Annotated in this window: 18 protein-coding genes; 1 reads left to right on the top strand and 17 read right to left on the bottom strand. The window is 44.9% G+C overall.

Features of this window, described 5'->3' with window-relative positions:
* Nucleotides 1-6: 6 nt before the first annotated feature.
* The 17 genes from ATB78_RS23415 to ATB78_RS23495 form a co-directional block, all read right to left on the bottom strand.
* Nucleotides 7-441 carry a hypothetical protein gene (locus tag ATB78_RS23415; protein ID WP_061010744.1) on the bottom strand — a complete coding sequence of 145 codons (435 nt, stop codon included), beginning with the start codon at nucleotides 439-441 and terminating at the stop codon, nucleotides 7-9.
* The gene (locus ATB78_RS23420; protein WP_061010746.1) at nucleotides 431-1,144 is read right to left on the bottom strand and encodes a prepilin-type N-terminal cleavage/methylation domain-containing protein; all 714 of its coding nucleotides are present in this window, start codon (nucleotides 1,142-1,144) and stop codon (nucleotides 431-433) included. The genes ATB78_RS23415 and ATB78_RS23420 overlap by 11 nt, the downstream gene beginning before the upstream one ends.
* Nucleotides 1,144-1,710: a type II secretion system protein gene (locus ATB78_RS23425; protein WP_061010749.1), complete on the bottom strand. Its 567-nt coding sequence runs from the start codon at nucleotides 1,708-1,710 to the stop codon at nucleotides 1,144-1,146. The genes ATB78_RS23420 and ATB78_RS23425 overlap by 1 nt, the downstream gene beginning before the upstream one ends.
* A complete protein-coding gene (locus tag ATB78_RS23430; protein WP_061010751.1) occupies nucleotides 1,707-2,192 on the bottom strand; it encodes a type II secretion system protein in 486 nt (161 codons plus the stop codon). The genes ATB78_RS23425 and ATB78_RS23430 overlap by 4 nt, the downstream gene beginning before the upstream one ends.
* Before the next feature lie 118 nt (nucleotides 2,193-2,310).
* Nucleotides 2,311-2,541: an MSHA biogenesis protein MshA gene (locus tag ATB78_RS23435; protein WP_005432800.1), complete on the bottom strand. Its 231-nt coding sequence runs from the start codon at nucleotides 2,539-2,541 to the stop codon at nucleotides 2,311-2,313.
* Nucleotides 2,542-2,611: 70 nt separating this feature from the next.
* On the bottom strand, nucleotides 2,612-3,085 hold the full coding sequence (locus tag ATB78_RS23440) for a type II secretion system protein (protein ID WP_061010753.1): 474 nt from the start codon (nucleotides 3,083-3,085) through the stop codon (nucleotides 2,612-2,614).
* Nucleotides 3,086-3,374: 289 nt separating this feature from the next.
* Entirely contained in the window at nucleotides 3,375-3,836 is a 462-nt protein-coding gene (locus ATB78_RS23445) for a hypothetical protein (protein ID WP_061010756.1), read from the bottom strand.
* A gap of 4 nt (nucleotides 3,837-3,840) precedes the next feature.
* Nucleotides 3,841-5,064, bottom strand: coding sequence for a type II secretion system F family protein (locus ATB78_RS23450; RefSeq protein WP_061010758.1), 1,224 nt, complete (start codon nucleotides 5,062-5,064; stop codon nucleotides 3,841-3,843).
* A gap of 8 nt (nucleotides 5,065-5,072) precedes the next feature.
* Complete coding sequence (locus ATB78_RS23455) at nucleotides 5,073-6,797, bottom strand: GspE/PulE family protein (protein ID WP_061010760.1); 1,725 nt, start codon at nucleotides 6,795-6,797, stop codon at nucleotides 5,073-5,075.
* Nucleotides 6,794-7,891, bottom strand: a complete 1,098-nt coding sequence (locus ATB78_RS23460) for a tetratricopeptide repeat protein (RefSeq protein WP_061010762.1) — start codon at nucleotides 7,889-7,891, stop codon at nucleotides 6,794-6,796. Before ATB78_RS23460 ends, ATB78_RS23455 begins: the two co-directional genes overlap by 4 nt.
* Nucleotides 7,876-8,721, bottom strand: coding sequence for an AAA family ATPase (locus tag ATB78_RS23465; protein WP_061010764.1), 846 nt, complete (start codon nucleotides 8,719-8,721; stop codon nucleotides 7,876-7,878). Before ATB78_RS23465 ends, ATB78_RS23460 begins: the two co-directional genes overlap by 16 nt.
* 43 nt (nucleotides 8,722-8,764) lie before the next feature.
* Nucleotides 8,765-10,399 carry a pilus (MSHA type) biogenesis protein MshL gene (gene mshL / locus ATB78_RS23470; protein ID WP_038896958.1) on the bottom strand — a complete coding sequence of 545 codons (1,635 nt, stop codon included), beginning with the start codon at nucleotides 10,397-10,399 and terminating at the stop codon, nucleotides 8,765-8,767.
* A gap of 20 nt (nucleotides 10,400-10,419) precedes the next feature.
* Entirely contained in the window at nucleotides 10,420-10,749 is a 330-nt protein-coding gene (locus ATB78_RS23475; protein ID WP_041060965.1) for a hypothetical protein, read from the bottom strand.
* Nucleotides 10,742-11,392, bottom strand: a complete 651-nt coding sequence (gene gspM, locus ATB78_RS23480; RefSeq protein ID WP_061010766.1) for a type II secretion system protein GspM — start codon at nucleotides 11,390-11,392, stop codon at nucleotides 10,742-10,744. The genes ATB78_RS23475 and gspM overlap by 8 nt, the downstream gene beginning before the upstream one ends.
* Nucleotides 11,389-12,837, bottom strand: a complete 1,449-nt coding sequence (locus ATB78_RS29900) for a hypothetical protein (protein ID WP_061010768.1) — start codon at nucleotides 12,835-12,837, stop codon at nucleotides 11,389-11,391. Before ATB78_RS29900 ends, gspM begins: the two co-directional genes overlap by 4 nt.
* Nucleotides 12,838-12,848: 11 nt before the next feature.
* Entirely contained in the window at nucleotides 12,849-14,858 is a 2,010-nt protein-coding gene (gene csrD, locus ATB78_RS23490; RefSeq protein WP_061010770.1) for an RNase E specificity factor CsrD, read from the bottom strand.
* Nucleotides 14,859-15,105: 247 nt separating this feature from the next.
* The gene (locus tag ATB78_RS23495; RefSeq protein WP_005438106.1) at nucleotides 15,106-15,645 is read right to left on the bottom strand and encodes a single-stranded DNA-binding protein; all 540 of its coding nucleotides are present in this window, start codon (nucleotides 15,643-15,645) and stop codon (nucleotides 15,106-15,108) included.
* Nucleotides 15,646-15,938: 293 nt separating this feature from the next.
* Here ATB78_RS23495 and ATB78_RS23500 point away from each other — a divergent pair, with 293 nt between their 5' ends.
* A complete protein-coding gene (locus tag ATB78_RS23500) occupies nucleotides 15,939-16,583 on the top strand; it encodes a LuxR C-terminal-related transcriptional regulator (protein ID WP_005438104.1) in 645 nt (214 codons plus the stop codon).
* Nucleotides 16,584-16,644: the final 61 nt, after the last annotated feature.

A 16,644-nucleotide genomic window follows, 5' to 3' on the forward strand; every position in this document is an offset into this window, starting at 1 on the left:
TATTATTTACTCCCTAACCCAAATCTCTTGTTGTCGCTGTACTTGTGCAACCCCGGAACCACAAATTGCTGTGGCTTGCACCCTAAATAGAGATTCAGCTTCAGAGGTACCTGCGTTAAAGGTACCAATGTTTGAACATGTCATAGCACGTAATTGACAACCAGTGCCTTGCGTAACATTTGGTGTAGCGCCACTTACCGTATTGGCACAAAAATCGGCCACATCTGGAGTAGTGTCGTTTAAAGGATAAAGCTGAGTTAGTGCCCACTCATTGGCAGATTGCGCAATAAACCAAGCTTTCGTTCCTAAGAATTCTCTGGTTAACGTGCTTTGGTTTGACCAACTCACCTTCATTAAAGATGCGGCTAGATAACCCATCACAATAATGACGAACAATACGACGATCAGGACATTACCTTGCTGAGCTTTTTTATGGGACATTTAGCACCTGTACGTCTTGTTGGTAAACACTACGCTCCCCATTTTGAGTGAACTCTAAATTGATATGCACGATACCGCCACGTTGAAGTGTTGGCTCGAGGTAATGCATATCGCTAGCGGAAGTATCTACACTGTCCGCGACCGTAATATCATTCCGTATGATTCGACCATTGTCGAAGCAATAACGAACTTCAGAGTTATCTTGATAGATATAATGACGGCTAGAAATGGAAGACCCTCCAATCGCACTAGCTGCACCACTGACAACAAAAACATCACCAGTTTTCGCTAGATTGCCAACCGCCAAACTCTGGGGAGAGGCAGATTGCAAATCTTCATAGCGGCTTGGATTGATCACCATCCAACGATCCGCTGGAATAGGATTCAATGTAGAGTCATTGCCTAGCAGAAACTCTAAATTGTTATTCGTCAGCGTGTAAAAACCAGAATATTCAATCGGCATAAACTCCAAGCAGTTAATCGTTCCGGTAGGGACATGAAAGCTGTTTGGGACTGCGTGACGAATTTCTCGCGACATTTTCTCTAGCACAAACTGCGCTTGCGTTTGCATTCGTTGGCGGTCAATCGTGTCTGCGTATCCCTTCATACCTAGTTGCACGTAACCCGCAATACCAAGCATGATGAAGCTGCCGATCACGATGGTGACGATCATTTCCATTAAGGTGAAACCACGAATTTTCATCAGTAGTTACCTCTTATTGCAGTTAATGTCAGAGCTTGAGCGTTACTAGCAAAAATCGTAATCGTGACTTTTTTATAGTTAGTGATTCCTGTCGGTGGTGTTGCTGTCAGATTGTCATATGCCACACCAACTTCAACTCGGAAGTTTCGGTACTTGTCTTCACTACTTGTGCCCAAAATATCTGAGATATTGCCACGGTTCGTCCCTTGGCATTGACTCGCCGTCGTTGGTGTACTCCAACAACCGATGTAATCATCTACATCGTCAAAGTTTTCGGGGATAGACTCACCAGAATCAGGACCAAGATTGGCTGGTAAAGTGCAGGAAGTCGAATCCTCACCACAACGTAATAGACCGCCATCAAAGTCGCTGTTCTCATCAAAACCGCGCGCCAAAATTTGCGACATAAAACTTTGCCCAAGCGCGGTTGCTCGGGTTTGGTAATGTGGCATTGCAGAGTCGCGAATTTGAGGTACGAGAAAGGAGGTAAACGCAACCATCGCTATGCCCATCAGGACAATAGCAATGATCATTTCAGCTAAGGTCATACCGAGTTGCTTTCTCATGAGCATGAACCCTCAGAGACATAACCTTGAGAGTTAATCAGCACTCGACATTGGCTTTGACCGTTTACATCACGGATAAGAATAGACACGCCACCAGAAGCAACACTCAATGGATTCCCTAACAAATCAAAGCTAATTGGGCTTGTTGCTCCAGTTAAACTGAACGTTGCAGAGTCATCTTCAACTAAATCACTTCGAGCCTCTTTCGCACTACCAGTTAATGAACATGCCTCCACTGAACCAATACAATTAGAAGAGACTTGTAACTGAAAATTATCATTGGTGGTTGAGGTATTTGACTGCATACGATTCACCTGTACTTGGCGAATCACTGAAATAGCCTGCTCTTGAAGCGCAAACGCGGAGACACTACCTTTGCCCATAAAGCGGCTAGCAGCGTAGAGAGAAAGAATGGAAAGGAGGACGATCACTAGGATCAGCTCCATTAATGTAAACCCTAATGTAGAGCTGCGAATTTTCATAACCCAACCTTAGGCTTAGGACAAGCGAAATAAGTATACGATGAAATTATGAGAATAATGATAGGTTTATAAGTTTTAAATTCGAACTGTGAGCAAGTGTACAAATAACCGCCAAAGGTCATTTCTCTCCTTTTGAGCGCTCCAATTCTTCTTCAATTCGATCGTAAGTTTCTTTGTTGCTTAGCGTCTCAGAAACGTGCTCAGCGGTTTGCTTGGTTTGCTCCCACTTTGCTTCGTAAGTTTCTGGTTCAAAGCTGATAAATCTTGGTAATACCACATAACCGATAACACCTAAGATAATCAGCACAACCACAAACTCTATTGCACTAAGACCCGATGATTTACGCATATGAACTATTCCGAGATTAATCAAAATAAAGAGATAAAGGCCAGACTAGCTGGCCTTTATCCTGAGAATGTTAGTTTGAACCACATTCAGTAGCAGTGCTAGTAACAACAACTGTCGCAGGAGTATCTTTACCTGTAGCTTGGCTGTATTTCACACATTTCGAATCGTAGTTATCGAAACCATATGAAATGTATGGATTCGCGCCTGTGTCTACAGAGTGCTTTACAACCCAGTCTTCAGACAAACCATCAACAACTAGTGATAGTGCTGCAGATGTAGCGTCCGGGTAACCGTAAGTAAGGCCTAGAGTTGATGAACCAATGCTAATTGCACCGTCAGCGGCAGCTTCTTGACCTTCAATTGCTGCTTTACCGTAAGTAATGCCAGCCGCACCAGTCATAGCACCTTTCAAGCCATCAAGTGCTGAATCACGAGCATCATCTTGCAGGTTAAGGAAACGTGGTGCTGCAGTTACCGCTAGAATACCTAGGATTACAATTACCACTACCAATTCGATAAGGGTGAAACCACCTTGTCTTTTCATTGTTTACTCTCTCTATGTAAGCATGCAGAGTGACTGCAAAGTTTATCGGTCATGCGACCATTTTGGATAATGTCAAAACGGTGTGGCATCTCAACAATAAACCAAGGTTTATCCATTGAGCCCTTTTTCTACCGCTTGAGCAGAATGACGATTCGCCATTATTAAGTTAAAGTCGTGCAAAAAAGATATCCCAAGTTTGGTTTACTTTTTATTACAACCTTTTGCTTATGGTAATGTTTGCATTATACCGACTTTCATTCCTATTTATAGTACTTAAGTGTCAAAAAATTCACTCCGCCGACATTTCGACGTCTATTTTCAGGTAATTAGCGTCTGATATAACAACAACTCTCTGTCCATTTTCATAAGTATAGTTACATGTATAACTATTACTTTTAATTGCCCCACGAATTTCTAACAACTCGCTCGCCATAATTTTACGTTGCGGGTAATGGACCGTCAGCCAATAGTCACAATCGAGTGCACCGCTTGTTCTGAAAGGTGACACTAAGCCCCCTTCAGTCATATTAAGCTCAAAACCATCCATTAACAGCAACTTAGGCTCTCCATGGACGAGCCATGCTTGGTGGTATCGCTGCACGCTATCTTGCATCCAAACCTTGGCAAGTTTCGCTCCTGTTGCTTGCGCTTCTTGCTCTATCGGTTTCAACTTTTGCATAAATGCTGCCAGCACAATAATACCGACGACACCCGCTAGAATCAGTGTCGCTCGACTTTGATTTTCGACCACGCCGTTAGCCGCCTTTGATGATGTCCAGCATCCCCCACATTGGCAGGAAGATACCCAAGGCCAACACCATAACCATGCCTGCAACAATGACCAAAAGTAACGGTTCTATTCGCGCGGTTAGGGTTTTCAAATCGTAATCGACTTCACGGTCATAGAAGTCCGACACTTCCAATAGCAGTTCATCGATACGACCCGTTTCTTCACCAACCGCAATCATCTGAATAACCAGAGGCGTAAAAATCTTACTGTTGATTGCCGTGACTGAAATGGTACTACCTGCTTCAATCGCCGCTTTCATCTCTAGAATTCGGTTCTCTAAGAACTTATTACCTAACGCTTCACCAGCTAAAGCTAATGATTGGTTAAGCGGCACACCGGACTTCAACATCAACGAAAACGTTCTTGAGAAACGAGAAAGCTGAGCACGGTTCACGATATCGCCGACGATAGGCAGTCTTAAACGCAGTTTGTCGAACTTCTCTCGACCGTCAGCTGTGGCCACCCAAGATCTGAAAATAATAAACGCACCAATGATCGCCGCGATCAGCAAACCCCAATAATTCACAAAGAAGTTCGACGTCGCGATCAAAATTCTGGTAGGCAGCGGCAACTCAACACCAAAGCGTGTAAACATGGAAGCAAACTCTGGGATAACCAGAATGTTCAAAATAAACATCGCGATAGTGATAAATACGATCACAAAAGTTGGATAGCGCATGGCTGCTTTGATGCGCTTACGCGTTTCCAGTTCTTGTTCGTAGTAGTTTGCTAGCTGTAACAAGGCTTGATCGAGGCGACCGGTGTTTTCACCAACGTTGATCATCGAAACGAACAACGGGCTAAACACTTTGGTATGTGGTTGCATCGCAGAGGAAAGGCCGCGGCCGTTACTCAATTCCGCGACTACTTCTTCAAGCGCCTCTTTAAGTTGTTTGTTCTCACAGTTTTGCAGCAGACCACGCATTGAACGTAGCAATGGCACGCCTGCTTTGGTCAAACTAAATAGCTGACGTGAAAACAGGATAATCACTTCAAGCGGAATCGCAGGCACGAGTAACTTGGATAAGCTGACTTTGCTTTTAACCGCTTCTTTTTCTAATCGCAGGTTTAGAGGAATGATCCCCTTATTCATCAATGCTTCCGCTGCCGCTTCGGAATTCACCGCATCGACTTTGCCACTGGTTGATGAGCCGTCTAAAGTGCGGCCTTGATAACGAAAAGTTGGCATTCACTTACCTACATGAAAATTGGGTCGTTTTTACCAGAAGCATCCCCTTCGCCCAGGGTCATGACTTCGTCCAAACTCACAGTGCCTTGCAGCGCAAGTTCCATCGCAGAAGCCAATAGCGGCTTGTAGTTTTCTGAGCGGCGTGCTGCTTGAGCAAAGCCCACGGCATCATTCGCGCGTAGCTTGTCCATCATTTCATGTTCAAGCTCAAGCATCTCAAACACACCAACTCGGCCGCGATAACCGGTTAGGTTACAGTTTTGGCAACCAGCACCTTTATGGAAAGTTTGCCCTACTTGATTAGGGAAGCGCCCAGCAAGCCACTGCTGACGAGCCTCATCGAGCACGTCGGTGGTTTTACAATCTGGGCAGACACGACGAACAAGACGCTGAGCCACAACCGCACGAACAGCACTTGCTACCAAATAGCCAGGAGCCCCCATATCAATCATTCGCAGCGCACTGTCTACGGCATCATTGGTGTGTAAGGTACTTAATACCAAGTGACCAGTCAGTGCAGCACGAAGGCCAATTTCAACCGTTTCTTGGTCACGCATCTCACCAATAAGGATGATGTCTGGGTCTTGACGTAGGAAGGTACGTAGCACGCGAGAAAACGTTAGATCAATCTTGCTGTTGATCTGCACCTGTGTAATACGCGGTAAGCGGTACTCCACCGGATCTTCTGCGGTGATGATCTTTTTACCCGGTTCGTTTAATTCACTCAACGCACCGTAAAGCGTGGTGGTTTTACCGGAGCCTGTAGGGCCAGTAACTAAGATCATTCCGTGTGGGCGAGAAAGCTGACGACGAAGACGAGCAAGTAGCTCAGGCGGCAAACCGGAATCTTCAAGCTTACGTAAACCAGAAGATTGGTTTAGCAAACGCATTACTACCGATTCACCGTATTGCGTCGGTAGCGTCGACATACGAATATCAATCGATTGACCACGAACTTTAATATTAAAACGACCATCTTGAGGTAAACGCTTTTCAGAGATATCGAGATGTGCCATCAACTTTAGACGCAATACTAACGCTGAGGCAATGTTCACCTCGTTTAGAAGTGTTTCATGAAGAACACCATCGACACGTTGACGCAAATGCAACACTTTATCATCGGGCTCGATATGAATATCCGACGCACCGACTTGCACCGCATCTTCAAACATGGAGTTAACCAGCTTAACAACGGTAACTTCTTCGCTGTCACCTTCATCAATTCCGTAGTCGAAGCCTTCAACGTCTTGATGCTCTGCTTGAAGCTGTTCTGCAAACGAAGCGATCTCTTTGGTTCTACGGTAATAACGGTCAAAACTATCTACTAACTGGCGTTCTGGTGCGATGATGAACTCTAAGTCGTATTGACCAAGAAGGTTCATCAGCGACTCTTGAATAAACAAGTCCGCCGGATCACTCATCGCAACACGTAATGTGTCACCATTACGGGCCACAACCATGGCACGTAAACGACGCGCGTGTACTTCTGGGAGAATTTGCACCGCATCGGCATCAACAGGAGCACGACTCAAATCAATTAAGGGCAAGCTCAACTGCTGGGACAAGAACTCAAGCATCTGCTTTTCACTGATAAACCCAAGATCAATCAGCGCATCACCCAGCTTTTGACCAGTACTGTGCTGAGCATTCAGCGCCTGCTGAACTTGGTCTTCAGAAACAATACCTTCTTCAATTAACAGATCGCCTAAGCGTTTTCTCAACTGAATCTTCATTGCGCACTCTCCAGTTGTTTTAAGATATTCAAGCGATCACGAATAAATGCCTGAGATTGATTTGAAATACCGACTTTGCCCAGCGCTTGCTTATAAGAAGCGATCGCCGGAGTGAAAGCTAATGCTCGCTCTTGTTGAATGGCCAAACCAAGCCACCAGCGCGCATTCTCAGGTTCGCGCTGAGTCAATAGTTGGTAACTTTCCAAAGCAATTTCATTTTGCTTTTGCTTTTGGGCCAACGCGGCTCGCATGGCTAAATATTCGCGACTTGGTGCTGGCGGTAGATGCACAAGTGGGCTTAATGCTGCTTCAGCTTGCTCCGCTTTCATCAACAGTTTTGATAGCGCAAGACGTAGGCTTTGGTTATTGGTGTCTAGTGTGATGCCCGACTGTAATATCTCATAAGCTTTGCGCGTATCCCCTTTTCCAAAATACAACGCCGCTAACTTCTGACGGGCCTCTAAATTCGTTGGCTGATAGCGAAGTGCTTCATCGAATGCAGACAAAGCCGTCTTCATATCATTCGCATCCATGGCTTTATCTGCACGTGCTAATGCTTTTTCTGCTAACTGTTGGTGCGTCAGTTCAACTTGCTCAATACGCATTGAGCTATCTTGTGACACATTCGACGAGGTATTCACATTCTGATTCACGCTCGCCAACAACATCGGTTGTTCTACTGATTGGTTCACTTCTGCGTTAGCAGTGAATTGCTCTGCTTGCGGAGTGGGCTTCGCCACAGGCAGCTCAACCGTTACCTTTGGTTTCTCAATTCTTTGCGTGTACACCACATTATCTAACTGAGGCGTCACTTTGCTGGTCGGTGAGTGATTCACTGCCATGATTGGTGAGTTATCAACACTGACGGTATTCATTGAAATGTTCGATGAAGATGTAATGTCTTCCATCGGTGCCGGACCTTGAGAGACCGCCCAACCTCCAACAGCAAGGCTCAATGAGAAGCCACCCACTAGCCACAGCCACGGTTTGCTTCGTGTGATACTTGGAATCTCTGCTTTCGTTAGTGCAGAAGGCGATTCTTTTTCAGCAAGTTCTGATAATGCTTTATTGATGGCACTCAAGGCTGGCTCCATCCCCAAAATTTGGGAGTTTTAAACTTAGGTTTACGCGCATCAAAGGTGTCATGCATTGCAACGTAAACGTGTTGATTCTTTAATAAGGTGCAACGGTCATTAAACGCCGTCAGCAAGGCTTTATGGCTGATTTGGTTGATCAATCTAGGGATACCCATCGCCGAACGCCAAATAGCTTTTTTCTGCTCAATCGAGAAGATATGGGCACCATTTCCTGCTTTGTCTAAACGGTTGTTGATATAGGCGACGCCCTCTTCAATCGAGAGAGGACGAAGCTGGCAACTAAACGTAATTCGCTGACGGAACTGTCTTAATTCATGAGTGCCAAGTCGCTCATCCAATTCAGGCTGACCAAACAAGACCAGTTGTATCAGCTTGTCTTGTTCCGTTTCCAAATTGCCGAATAAACGCAGCGTTTCCAGAGCTTCTGATGACAATGCCTGTGCTTCATCAACAATCAGTACCGTCTTTTTACCTACCGCATGAATTCGAATTAAACGCTCTTGGATCAGCGAAACCACCTTGAGCGGATCGCTATCTTCAATACCCAACTCACGAGCGACCGCAAACTGTAACTGCTCGCCATTTAGAGCGGGGTTGGGTAAGTAAACGAGTTCAACTTCAGATTCAATTTGCTCGATTAACTTACGACAAACCATGGTTTTGCCCGTGCCAACCTCTCCGGTCACTTTAATCACCCCTTCCCCCATTTTGACTGCAGCCATAATGGTTTGAATGGCCTCGTAGTGAGGCACTAACCCCAGAAACATTTCTGTATTAGGGGTCAGTGAGAAAGGTTGAACTCGAAATCCAAAATGCGACAAGTACATAGTCGAATCACAAAACCACGTTTAACGACAGTTCTAACACCGATTACTCAGCGTCAGGGAACCACTCTTGCAACAAGTCACGTGAACGCTCTAGCTCTTTCTGCCATGTGTTCACGCCAACAACGGTTGGCTTAAGCAGAATAACCAGTTCAGTTTTTTGCGTTACGTTATTGATGTTACGGAATAAATTACCAAGCGCAGGCACATCACCTAAGAAAGGAACCTTCGAAACCTGCTCTAGGTTTTGTTGCTTCATCAAGCCGCCAATCACCACTACGTCACCGTCTTTTGCGCGAATTACAGAGTCAGATTCACGAATTGAGCTTTTAGCTAGAGGTAACTGAATGTTTTGGAAATCACCGCCCAAGTTTAGGTTTTTAATCTCTTCTTCTACTTCAATGACAGCAGGATGAACGTGCAGGAACACATTACCTTTGTCGTCGATTTGCGGAGTAACGTCCAAAGAAATACCAGAGAAGAAAGGCGTCAACTCAACTTCAGGAACGGCATTGGAGTTCTCACCGTTACCTGCATTGCTCGACAGCTCAGTTACAAAATACTCATCAGTACCCACTTTAATCACGGACTTCTGGTTGTTTGCCGCGGTAATGCGCGGGCTCGATAGTACGTTCAAATCACCTTGCGTAGCCATGAAGTTCATCACTGCTTCAAAGTTACCATCAGAAAACGTTACATTCGTCTGTCCACCTAGCAATGAACCAATCGCATCCAAAGGCAGAGTTACTGGGTTTCTATCCACGACAACGCTGCCAGAGTTACCAATTGAGGCTGACATGTTTGACCAATTGATACCCTGTTGATAGCCATCGCTCAATGTCACTTCCAAGATTTTCGCTTCTAAAATCACTTGGCGCTGCATACGCTTTTGCGATACACCAAGGAACTCACGAACTTCGCGAATTTCATCAGGGAAAGCACGCACAGTGATCACGCCAGCTTGTGGGGTCACAACAACGCTTTGGCCTTTACCTGAGCCAATTAGGTTAGCCACCGCTTGCTGTAGCATTGGCCAGAAATCGCTTTCAGTGATGGTTTCAATGCGAGTGCCGCCCGTTGAGGTTGTTGAGCTATCACCATTGTTGTTATTTGAATCTGAAGAGTCAGAATCGTCAGAGCTGCCGCCTGAGTTTGATGTACCTGCTGAGGTTACAGAGCCGGTTACGATGCTTGTTAGCGAGCGACCAGAACGTTTGAACTGAAGGTAATCCACAGGGATTGTTACGGTACGCATACCTGCTGGGTAGATTTGAATTACCTTACCCGACTTCACGACGTCATAACCGTACATGTTTTGCACAACATTCAGCACTTCATCTAGCGTCACATCAGAAAGGTTTACGGTAATATTGCCTTGTACCGCAGGGTGGATCGCCACGCTGTATTCGGTGCCTTTAACCAAAGAAGCAAAAAAGCTACGCGCCTCAACCGCGTTGGCTTGGATTCTAAAACGCTTCAATGTTCCTTGCTGAGACGACATGTTGGCGTCTAGGTTTGGCATAAGATCGGCTTCCACTGAAGATGGAATGTCTTCTAGGGCACGACTGTTTGCTTCATTGATAGATTCATTCAGTGCTTGCTTCACTTCTACTGGATCGCGGTGACCCATAGAACAACCCATTAAGGAAGCAATCACAATTCCTACAACTAATTTGCGCATATCTGATCAGGCTCTGATTATTATTTTTTTACGTTTAAACCAAAAAGCTCTAGCTTCCACTGACGGTTACCACGCTTTAAAGTTACAAATTCACTGTTGATGCTAGCTACTCGGTAGCCATTAAGTTTTGCCCCAGGCTCAACAATACGGTCGTCCAAAATCGCTACACAGGGCGTGTTTGGCTTGCAAACGATGCTATTCAGTGTTGGCAGACGATATTGTTTCGCTTTTGGCTTTGCTTGCTCGGTAGCTGGTTTCGTCCAGCCCAGCGGCGCAGTTGGGTCTTGGTTCGCCCAACAGCTGCCTGCAATAGAAACAAGCGCCAATGAGATAATGAGTTTCTTAACCACCAATAAACTCCTCTCGTGAACCTAGGGTGTAGACTTCCAATACAAGTTTTGCTTTTGGATAATCTTCGACTTTGTAGCTGAAGCTTCGCCAGTAATAACTTGCAGGCAAGCTTTCAAGTTTTGTTAGGTAATTAGCAATTGCAAAGTAGTCACCGGTAAGTTCCATTCGAACTGGGTGCACGTAGTAACCTGAGTATTGCGACGCTTCTTTATCTTCTGTTATCGGCTCCGCAGGCAATGTCTGAAGTGACAATAAATGAATACCGCTTTGCTGCTCCAATACACTTTCTAACAAGTTCGCCATTTGAGAAGGCGTAATCAAGTGTTCAATAATTTCAGAAAGCTGCATCGATAGGTGCTGACTTTCGGTTAGCAATTGAGAAATAGCCTGATCAATCTCAGCGTTCGGATCTTTCTTTAATTGCGCTTGGATGCGTAAGATCTCGATTTCAGTCTGTTGATTAGTCTGCTTTAAGTTACGTAGCTGTTTATCATTGCTGGTAACTTCATTCAGTTTCGGCTCTAACACCAAGGTAAACAGCAGCATTACGACTGTGACAAGACCACACAAGGCAATCAATACCTTCTCTCGTGCGCTCATCTCATCGAAGCGCTCTTTTAACGAGGACCAGAATTCGTTCATTTCTCTTTGTCTCCACGCGTCTTCAATTCAAAGGTCACAATGTTGTCTTCGTTACGACCAATCTTCACATCATCAAAAGTACGTCCAACAAGGCTTATTTCATTCTTAAATTGACTCACCCAGTTTGGGACTGAGCTTGGCGAACGAGCCAAGCCTTTGAGATCTAAAGTCGTATTGTCGATACGAATTTCAGACAAAGAAATGTTATTGCTGCCAAGCTTGGCAAGAGATTCCATCACGCCGGAGTATCCAGTGCGTTGTGAATCATCATATTTTCCGACCGCTTTTAGTGAGTCACGTTTTGCTTTCACCTCACGCTCTAAACGTGCTTTCGCCGCCAACTTGTTGGTATCCGGCTGGTGTTTACGCAACTTAGCTTGCTGGCGTGTCAGCTCTGATTTCATGATATCGCCACGACTTTTAACAATCGCGATTTCATCCTCAACGCCTTGGCTCTGCCAAGTGACATAACCGTAATACAAGAAAATCAACGCGGCAGCGACACCCCAAGAGATAGCGACGTTTTTTAACGTAAGCAGGTTCTTCTTCGGCTTTAGAAAATCAGGGTAGAGATTGACACGTCGAGCACTTGATGTTGCTAATGCCGTATCAGCCAATACATGACCTGATAGCTCATGCTCCTCGGCAAGCAAAGGCGAAACTTTGGTGCTTAAACGATAGTTAAGCGACTCCACCAATTCTTTTTCATCTTCATCATCACAACAGACCTTAAGCTGATGCAATTGGACATGACGCAGTTGAGAAGAGAGGTAATCTATCGATCGTTGTAGTTCAAGCGATAGGCTATCCATCTGTAGGTCGCTTGACGGCACACCTGTTAATGGAGGCGTGACACTGCGAATAGAACGATGGAAAGCAATAGTGTGCTCAACGAATGCGCTAATACGGAAGTGACCACGCGCACTGCGTTGTAGAAGTAGGAAGTTGCCTAGCTCACCAGAGGTATCCCCCCAGATATCATCTTCAGGAATGATTGCTTCAAGCGTTAATTGAACTCGGTTTGCAAGCAGTACGATCTTGTCGAGGATTTTGCGCGAAAGCACATAAGCTTGAACTTTATTTGAGTTAGGTAACTCTGCGGCATCGGCAATAATGTCGATAGCACGTTCAGAAATAAGTTCTTTTAACAGAAACGGCAACGCCGACGGCCACTCATTGCGCGGCATCGCAGGCTTGTCGATCTGATACATCTGGTAATAGTTGTGAGAAAGCACAACTGCCAACGAGTCGTAAGAACTGGCAGCAACACTGAGTGCTTGCTCACAAGCTCGTTCCCAATTTGATTCTGTGATCTCAAATTTGGATGGTCGACTGCTTTTCGTTGGTGATGATAAATAAACTGCGTCTGGCTGAATGACCAAAAAGCACGTACGACCACCAACCGATGACCGCTTGAGCTTATCGAGTACTGCTTTAAAATCCATGATTATTATCTTTATTTTTTTCGCCAGCGATTTCTGCGTCCCAATTTTACTTGAGATTCAGATTGAGAAATGACCGTTGGTTTGGATCTAGGTAGATACTGCTCTTCTGGAGAGAAATAACGTCCCTGCCCGCCATGAACCCCTAATTCATTCAGGGTGTTCAATTCGTGCTTATTCTCAATTCCCACTGCTATTATTTTTGTTTTACTGTTTGCGGCCGCACCCAACATACTGCGAACAAACAACTGGTTCTCATGTCTCTGATCGATTTTTGTTACCAAGCTGCGATGAAGCTTAAGGTAACGAATGTCTACTTCTTTTAAATAATGGGTGCTAACGATCGTGCGTCCCGCTTGCCCAATCATGACGTGACATTCTAAACCGGCCAGCATTTTAGCGACTGGTCGCATAAAGTCTAAGTGTCTTACAAATTGTGCTTCCACAAACTCAAAAATGAGACACTTTCTTTGCTCACGTGACAACTGTAAGAGTTCATCACGGAACCATTTGAAGTATTCTCGATGGCCAAAAGGCACAACATGCAGATTAACGACATAACACTTGGAACTATCAAAGCTATGTTTAAAATCTTTTAAGAATTTATGAACAACAGCGCGATCCATTTGTGCTTCATAGCCAACTTGTCGAACAGCAGAAATAAAGCGAGACGCTTTAACAATGCCATTTTCCGGATCGCGAATCCGACATGTTAACTCTTCATGTAATGGTTTTTTATGCGCCACATCACTTATTGAATAGGCCGATTGTGCGTAGAGTATCACATTTTCAGGTGTGAGTGCTGAATCAAATAGCGTACGCCATCTCACACTACCGCGAGCTTCTTCGTCGTGGTTCCACTTCTTAAAACGACTCCAGTTGTTATTATTCTGTAACTGAGCACTACGCAATGCGGTTTCAGCTTCATCAATGATTTGGCTATGACGTTCGCCCTCTTTGTACATGGTGATACCGATATGACACCAGTTGTCAGAATCGAGAGGGTAAGGCGGATGAAGCTTTTCTAATTGGCGAATACATTGAGACGCCAAGTTTGCGACATCTTTTGCCGCTTGATGAGGTAAGAACAGGGCAAAATCAGCATTGTAGTAGCGTGAGAACACAACATCGGGATAACGCTGAACTAAGTTTGAAAGCAAACTGCCCACTTCAACAATAAACTCATCACAAGTTTGTTTATCTTGCTCTTCTTCGACAGACTTCCAATCTTGGATACGAATCAGCATCACTGAACCACGAGCACCACTTTCCAACAAAGCAGATTCAAGCTTGCTATCAAACAGCACACGATTTGCAGTACCAGTGAGCTTATCAAGAAAGGTTTGAGTACGAATAAAGGTATCAAAGCGGCTACGCTCTTGGCGCGCATCTTGAAGCTCTTCGATCAATACATCTAGCGCTTCACTAGCTGTATATGGCCATTCTCGCTCATCACCTTTGGCGTATTGTTCGACTCGCCCCGCGAGGATCATGCGTCCACGCTCTTCAAGCATTTCCGATCCTGCTAGCTGTTCTTTGAGCCATTTAACACCACGCATTAAACAGAAAATGATCAAAATGACCGCTAGCGTGATCGACCAAAGTGCTTGCATCGAATAACCGTAGCCTAGATACGGAGGAATGGCTTTGAAATAGATGGTGTAATCTTGGTTATGATTAAGCTGATACTCGTGCTCAAACAAAACGGAATTATCCATCTTATGGGAAGTATCTTTGAAGCGATAAACCACAGCATTGTTGGTTGAGAGCGTCATTTCAACAATGTTGCTTGCTTGCAGCATCTTTGGCATCCAACGTTGCATCGAATACGCTGCGTCAGGATCCTCCATCTCCTTATCAACAACTTCTACGATCCCTTCCAAATAATGGTTGAGATACTCTTGTCCTAGTCGTTTGAAAGAGAGGGTGCCACCGACAAACAAGATAAACATTGCGCAAATAACGATCATGGTGACAAAGGCCACCAGCCGCGTGCTTAGCTTAAGAGTTGGGGTATACCTCATGAATACCAAATTCCTTTTCTATTCATCATATACCTTGTTGAAATATTTATACTTGATAAGCGTTCAGTAAACAATCGCATTCGTGTGAATGTGAGAAGCTGAGGCGGAAAGAAACAAAACATCATTCGATATTTGAGCGTTACTGTCTTTTAATTACAAATTGAAATGATTGAGCCCACGATATAGGCGCGAAGATAATAAAAAAGCCGCGAAATTCGCGGCCTTTTAAACTCAATACTGAATCGACTTAGAACGGGATATCGTCGTCGAAGTCCATTGGTGGCTCGTTGTATTGCTGCTGTGGTTGCTGCGGAGCCTGTTGTTGTTGCTGAGGAGCATTGTATTGCTGCTGCTGAGCTGGCTGTTGAGGCTGACCCCAACCACCTTGTTGTTGCTGTTGTGGCTGACCACCGCCCATAGGTGCGCCACCTTGAGCACGACCACCAAGCATTTGCATTACGCCATTGAAGCCTTGAACAACAACTTCTGTTGAGTAACGGTCTTGACCACTTTGGTCTTGCCATTTACGAGTTTGAAGCTGGCCTTCAACGTAAACTTGAGAACCTTTACGTAGGTACTCACCTGCTACTTCAGCAAGTTTGCCGAATAACACAACACGGTGCCATTCTGTTTTCTCACGCTGTTCGCCAGTCCCTTTGTCACGCCATGACTCAGAAGTTGCAATTGTGATGTTTGCTACTGCACCGCCATTAGGCATGTAACGAATTTCAGGGTCGTTACCTAGATTCCCCACCAAAATAACTTTGTTAATTCCACGGCTGGCCATGATGTGCTCCGTTTCACTCTGGATCTATATAAAATTTTAGCGCATAAGAATACACGCTTTGATGTTTTGATTAAAGCCTAATCCCCATTGTCTTCTGTGACAACAGTTGGTGGAATCGAAATCTCACTTCAACCTCTAGGCGTAGCATTTTTGATTCGTTTTGCAGACATCGTTTCGCGAACCTTTGAATCTCAACGCATTTCTCCTCCCTTCCTATAGCTCTGAGTGATGATTGATGCCAACGTATCCGCGTTTTCGAACTCAAGAAACTTTACTCAAGGAGATTAAGGCGCGTGAAAAAATCGGCTTATGCGAGAAAACTTTTTCTGATCAGCATGGAAGATGATGCAGCGAAAAAGGTCGAAGCTCTGGAAAAATACACTGACATCAACATCCCTGTCATTTCGACTCAAGCTTTGATGGAAGCCAACCCGAAACACCGCAATAAAATCTTGTTGATCGACTTTAGTGAACACAAAGAACTGGTTCAATCGATCAAAAATCTGCCGTTGATCTGGAAAAATTTTGAAACCGTGGTGTTCAATGTGCCAAAGCGTTTGACTACGGATGAATTACTGACATTTGGGCAATTGAAAGGCATTTTCTACCAAGATAGTTCTTTAGAACAAATTGGGGAGGGTTTAAAAGAGATCGTAAACGGTCAGAACTGGTTACCTCGCAATGTGACCAGCCAACTCCTGCATTACTATCGCAATGTCATCAGTACCCACACAGCGCCAGCCACCGTCGATTTGACCATTCGTGAGCTGCAAGTCTTACGCTGCCTTCAAGCGGGGGCATCGAACAATCAAATGGCGGAAGAGTTGTTCGTTAGTGAGTTCACCATCAAGTCACACCTGTATCAAATTTTTAAGAAGCTCTCGGTAAAAAACCGCGTACAAGCCATTGCTTGGGCTGACCAAAATCTGATGTCATAAAACTAGATGCGCGACACAAATTCACAAAGACATTAGTTGCTCATGCTTCTTTAGGCTCCGA

Source organism: Vibrio sp. CUB2 (assembly GCF_001557945.1).
GTDB lineage: Bacteria > Pseudomonadota > Gammaproteobacteria > Enterobacterales > Vibrionaceae > Vibrio > Vibrio owensii.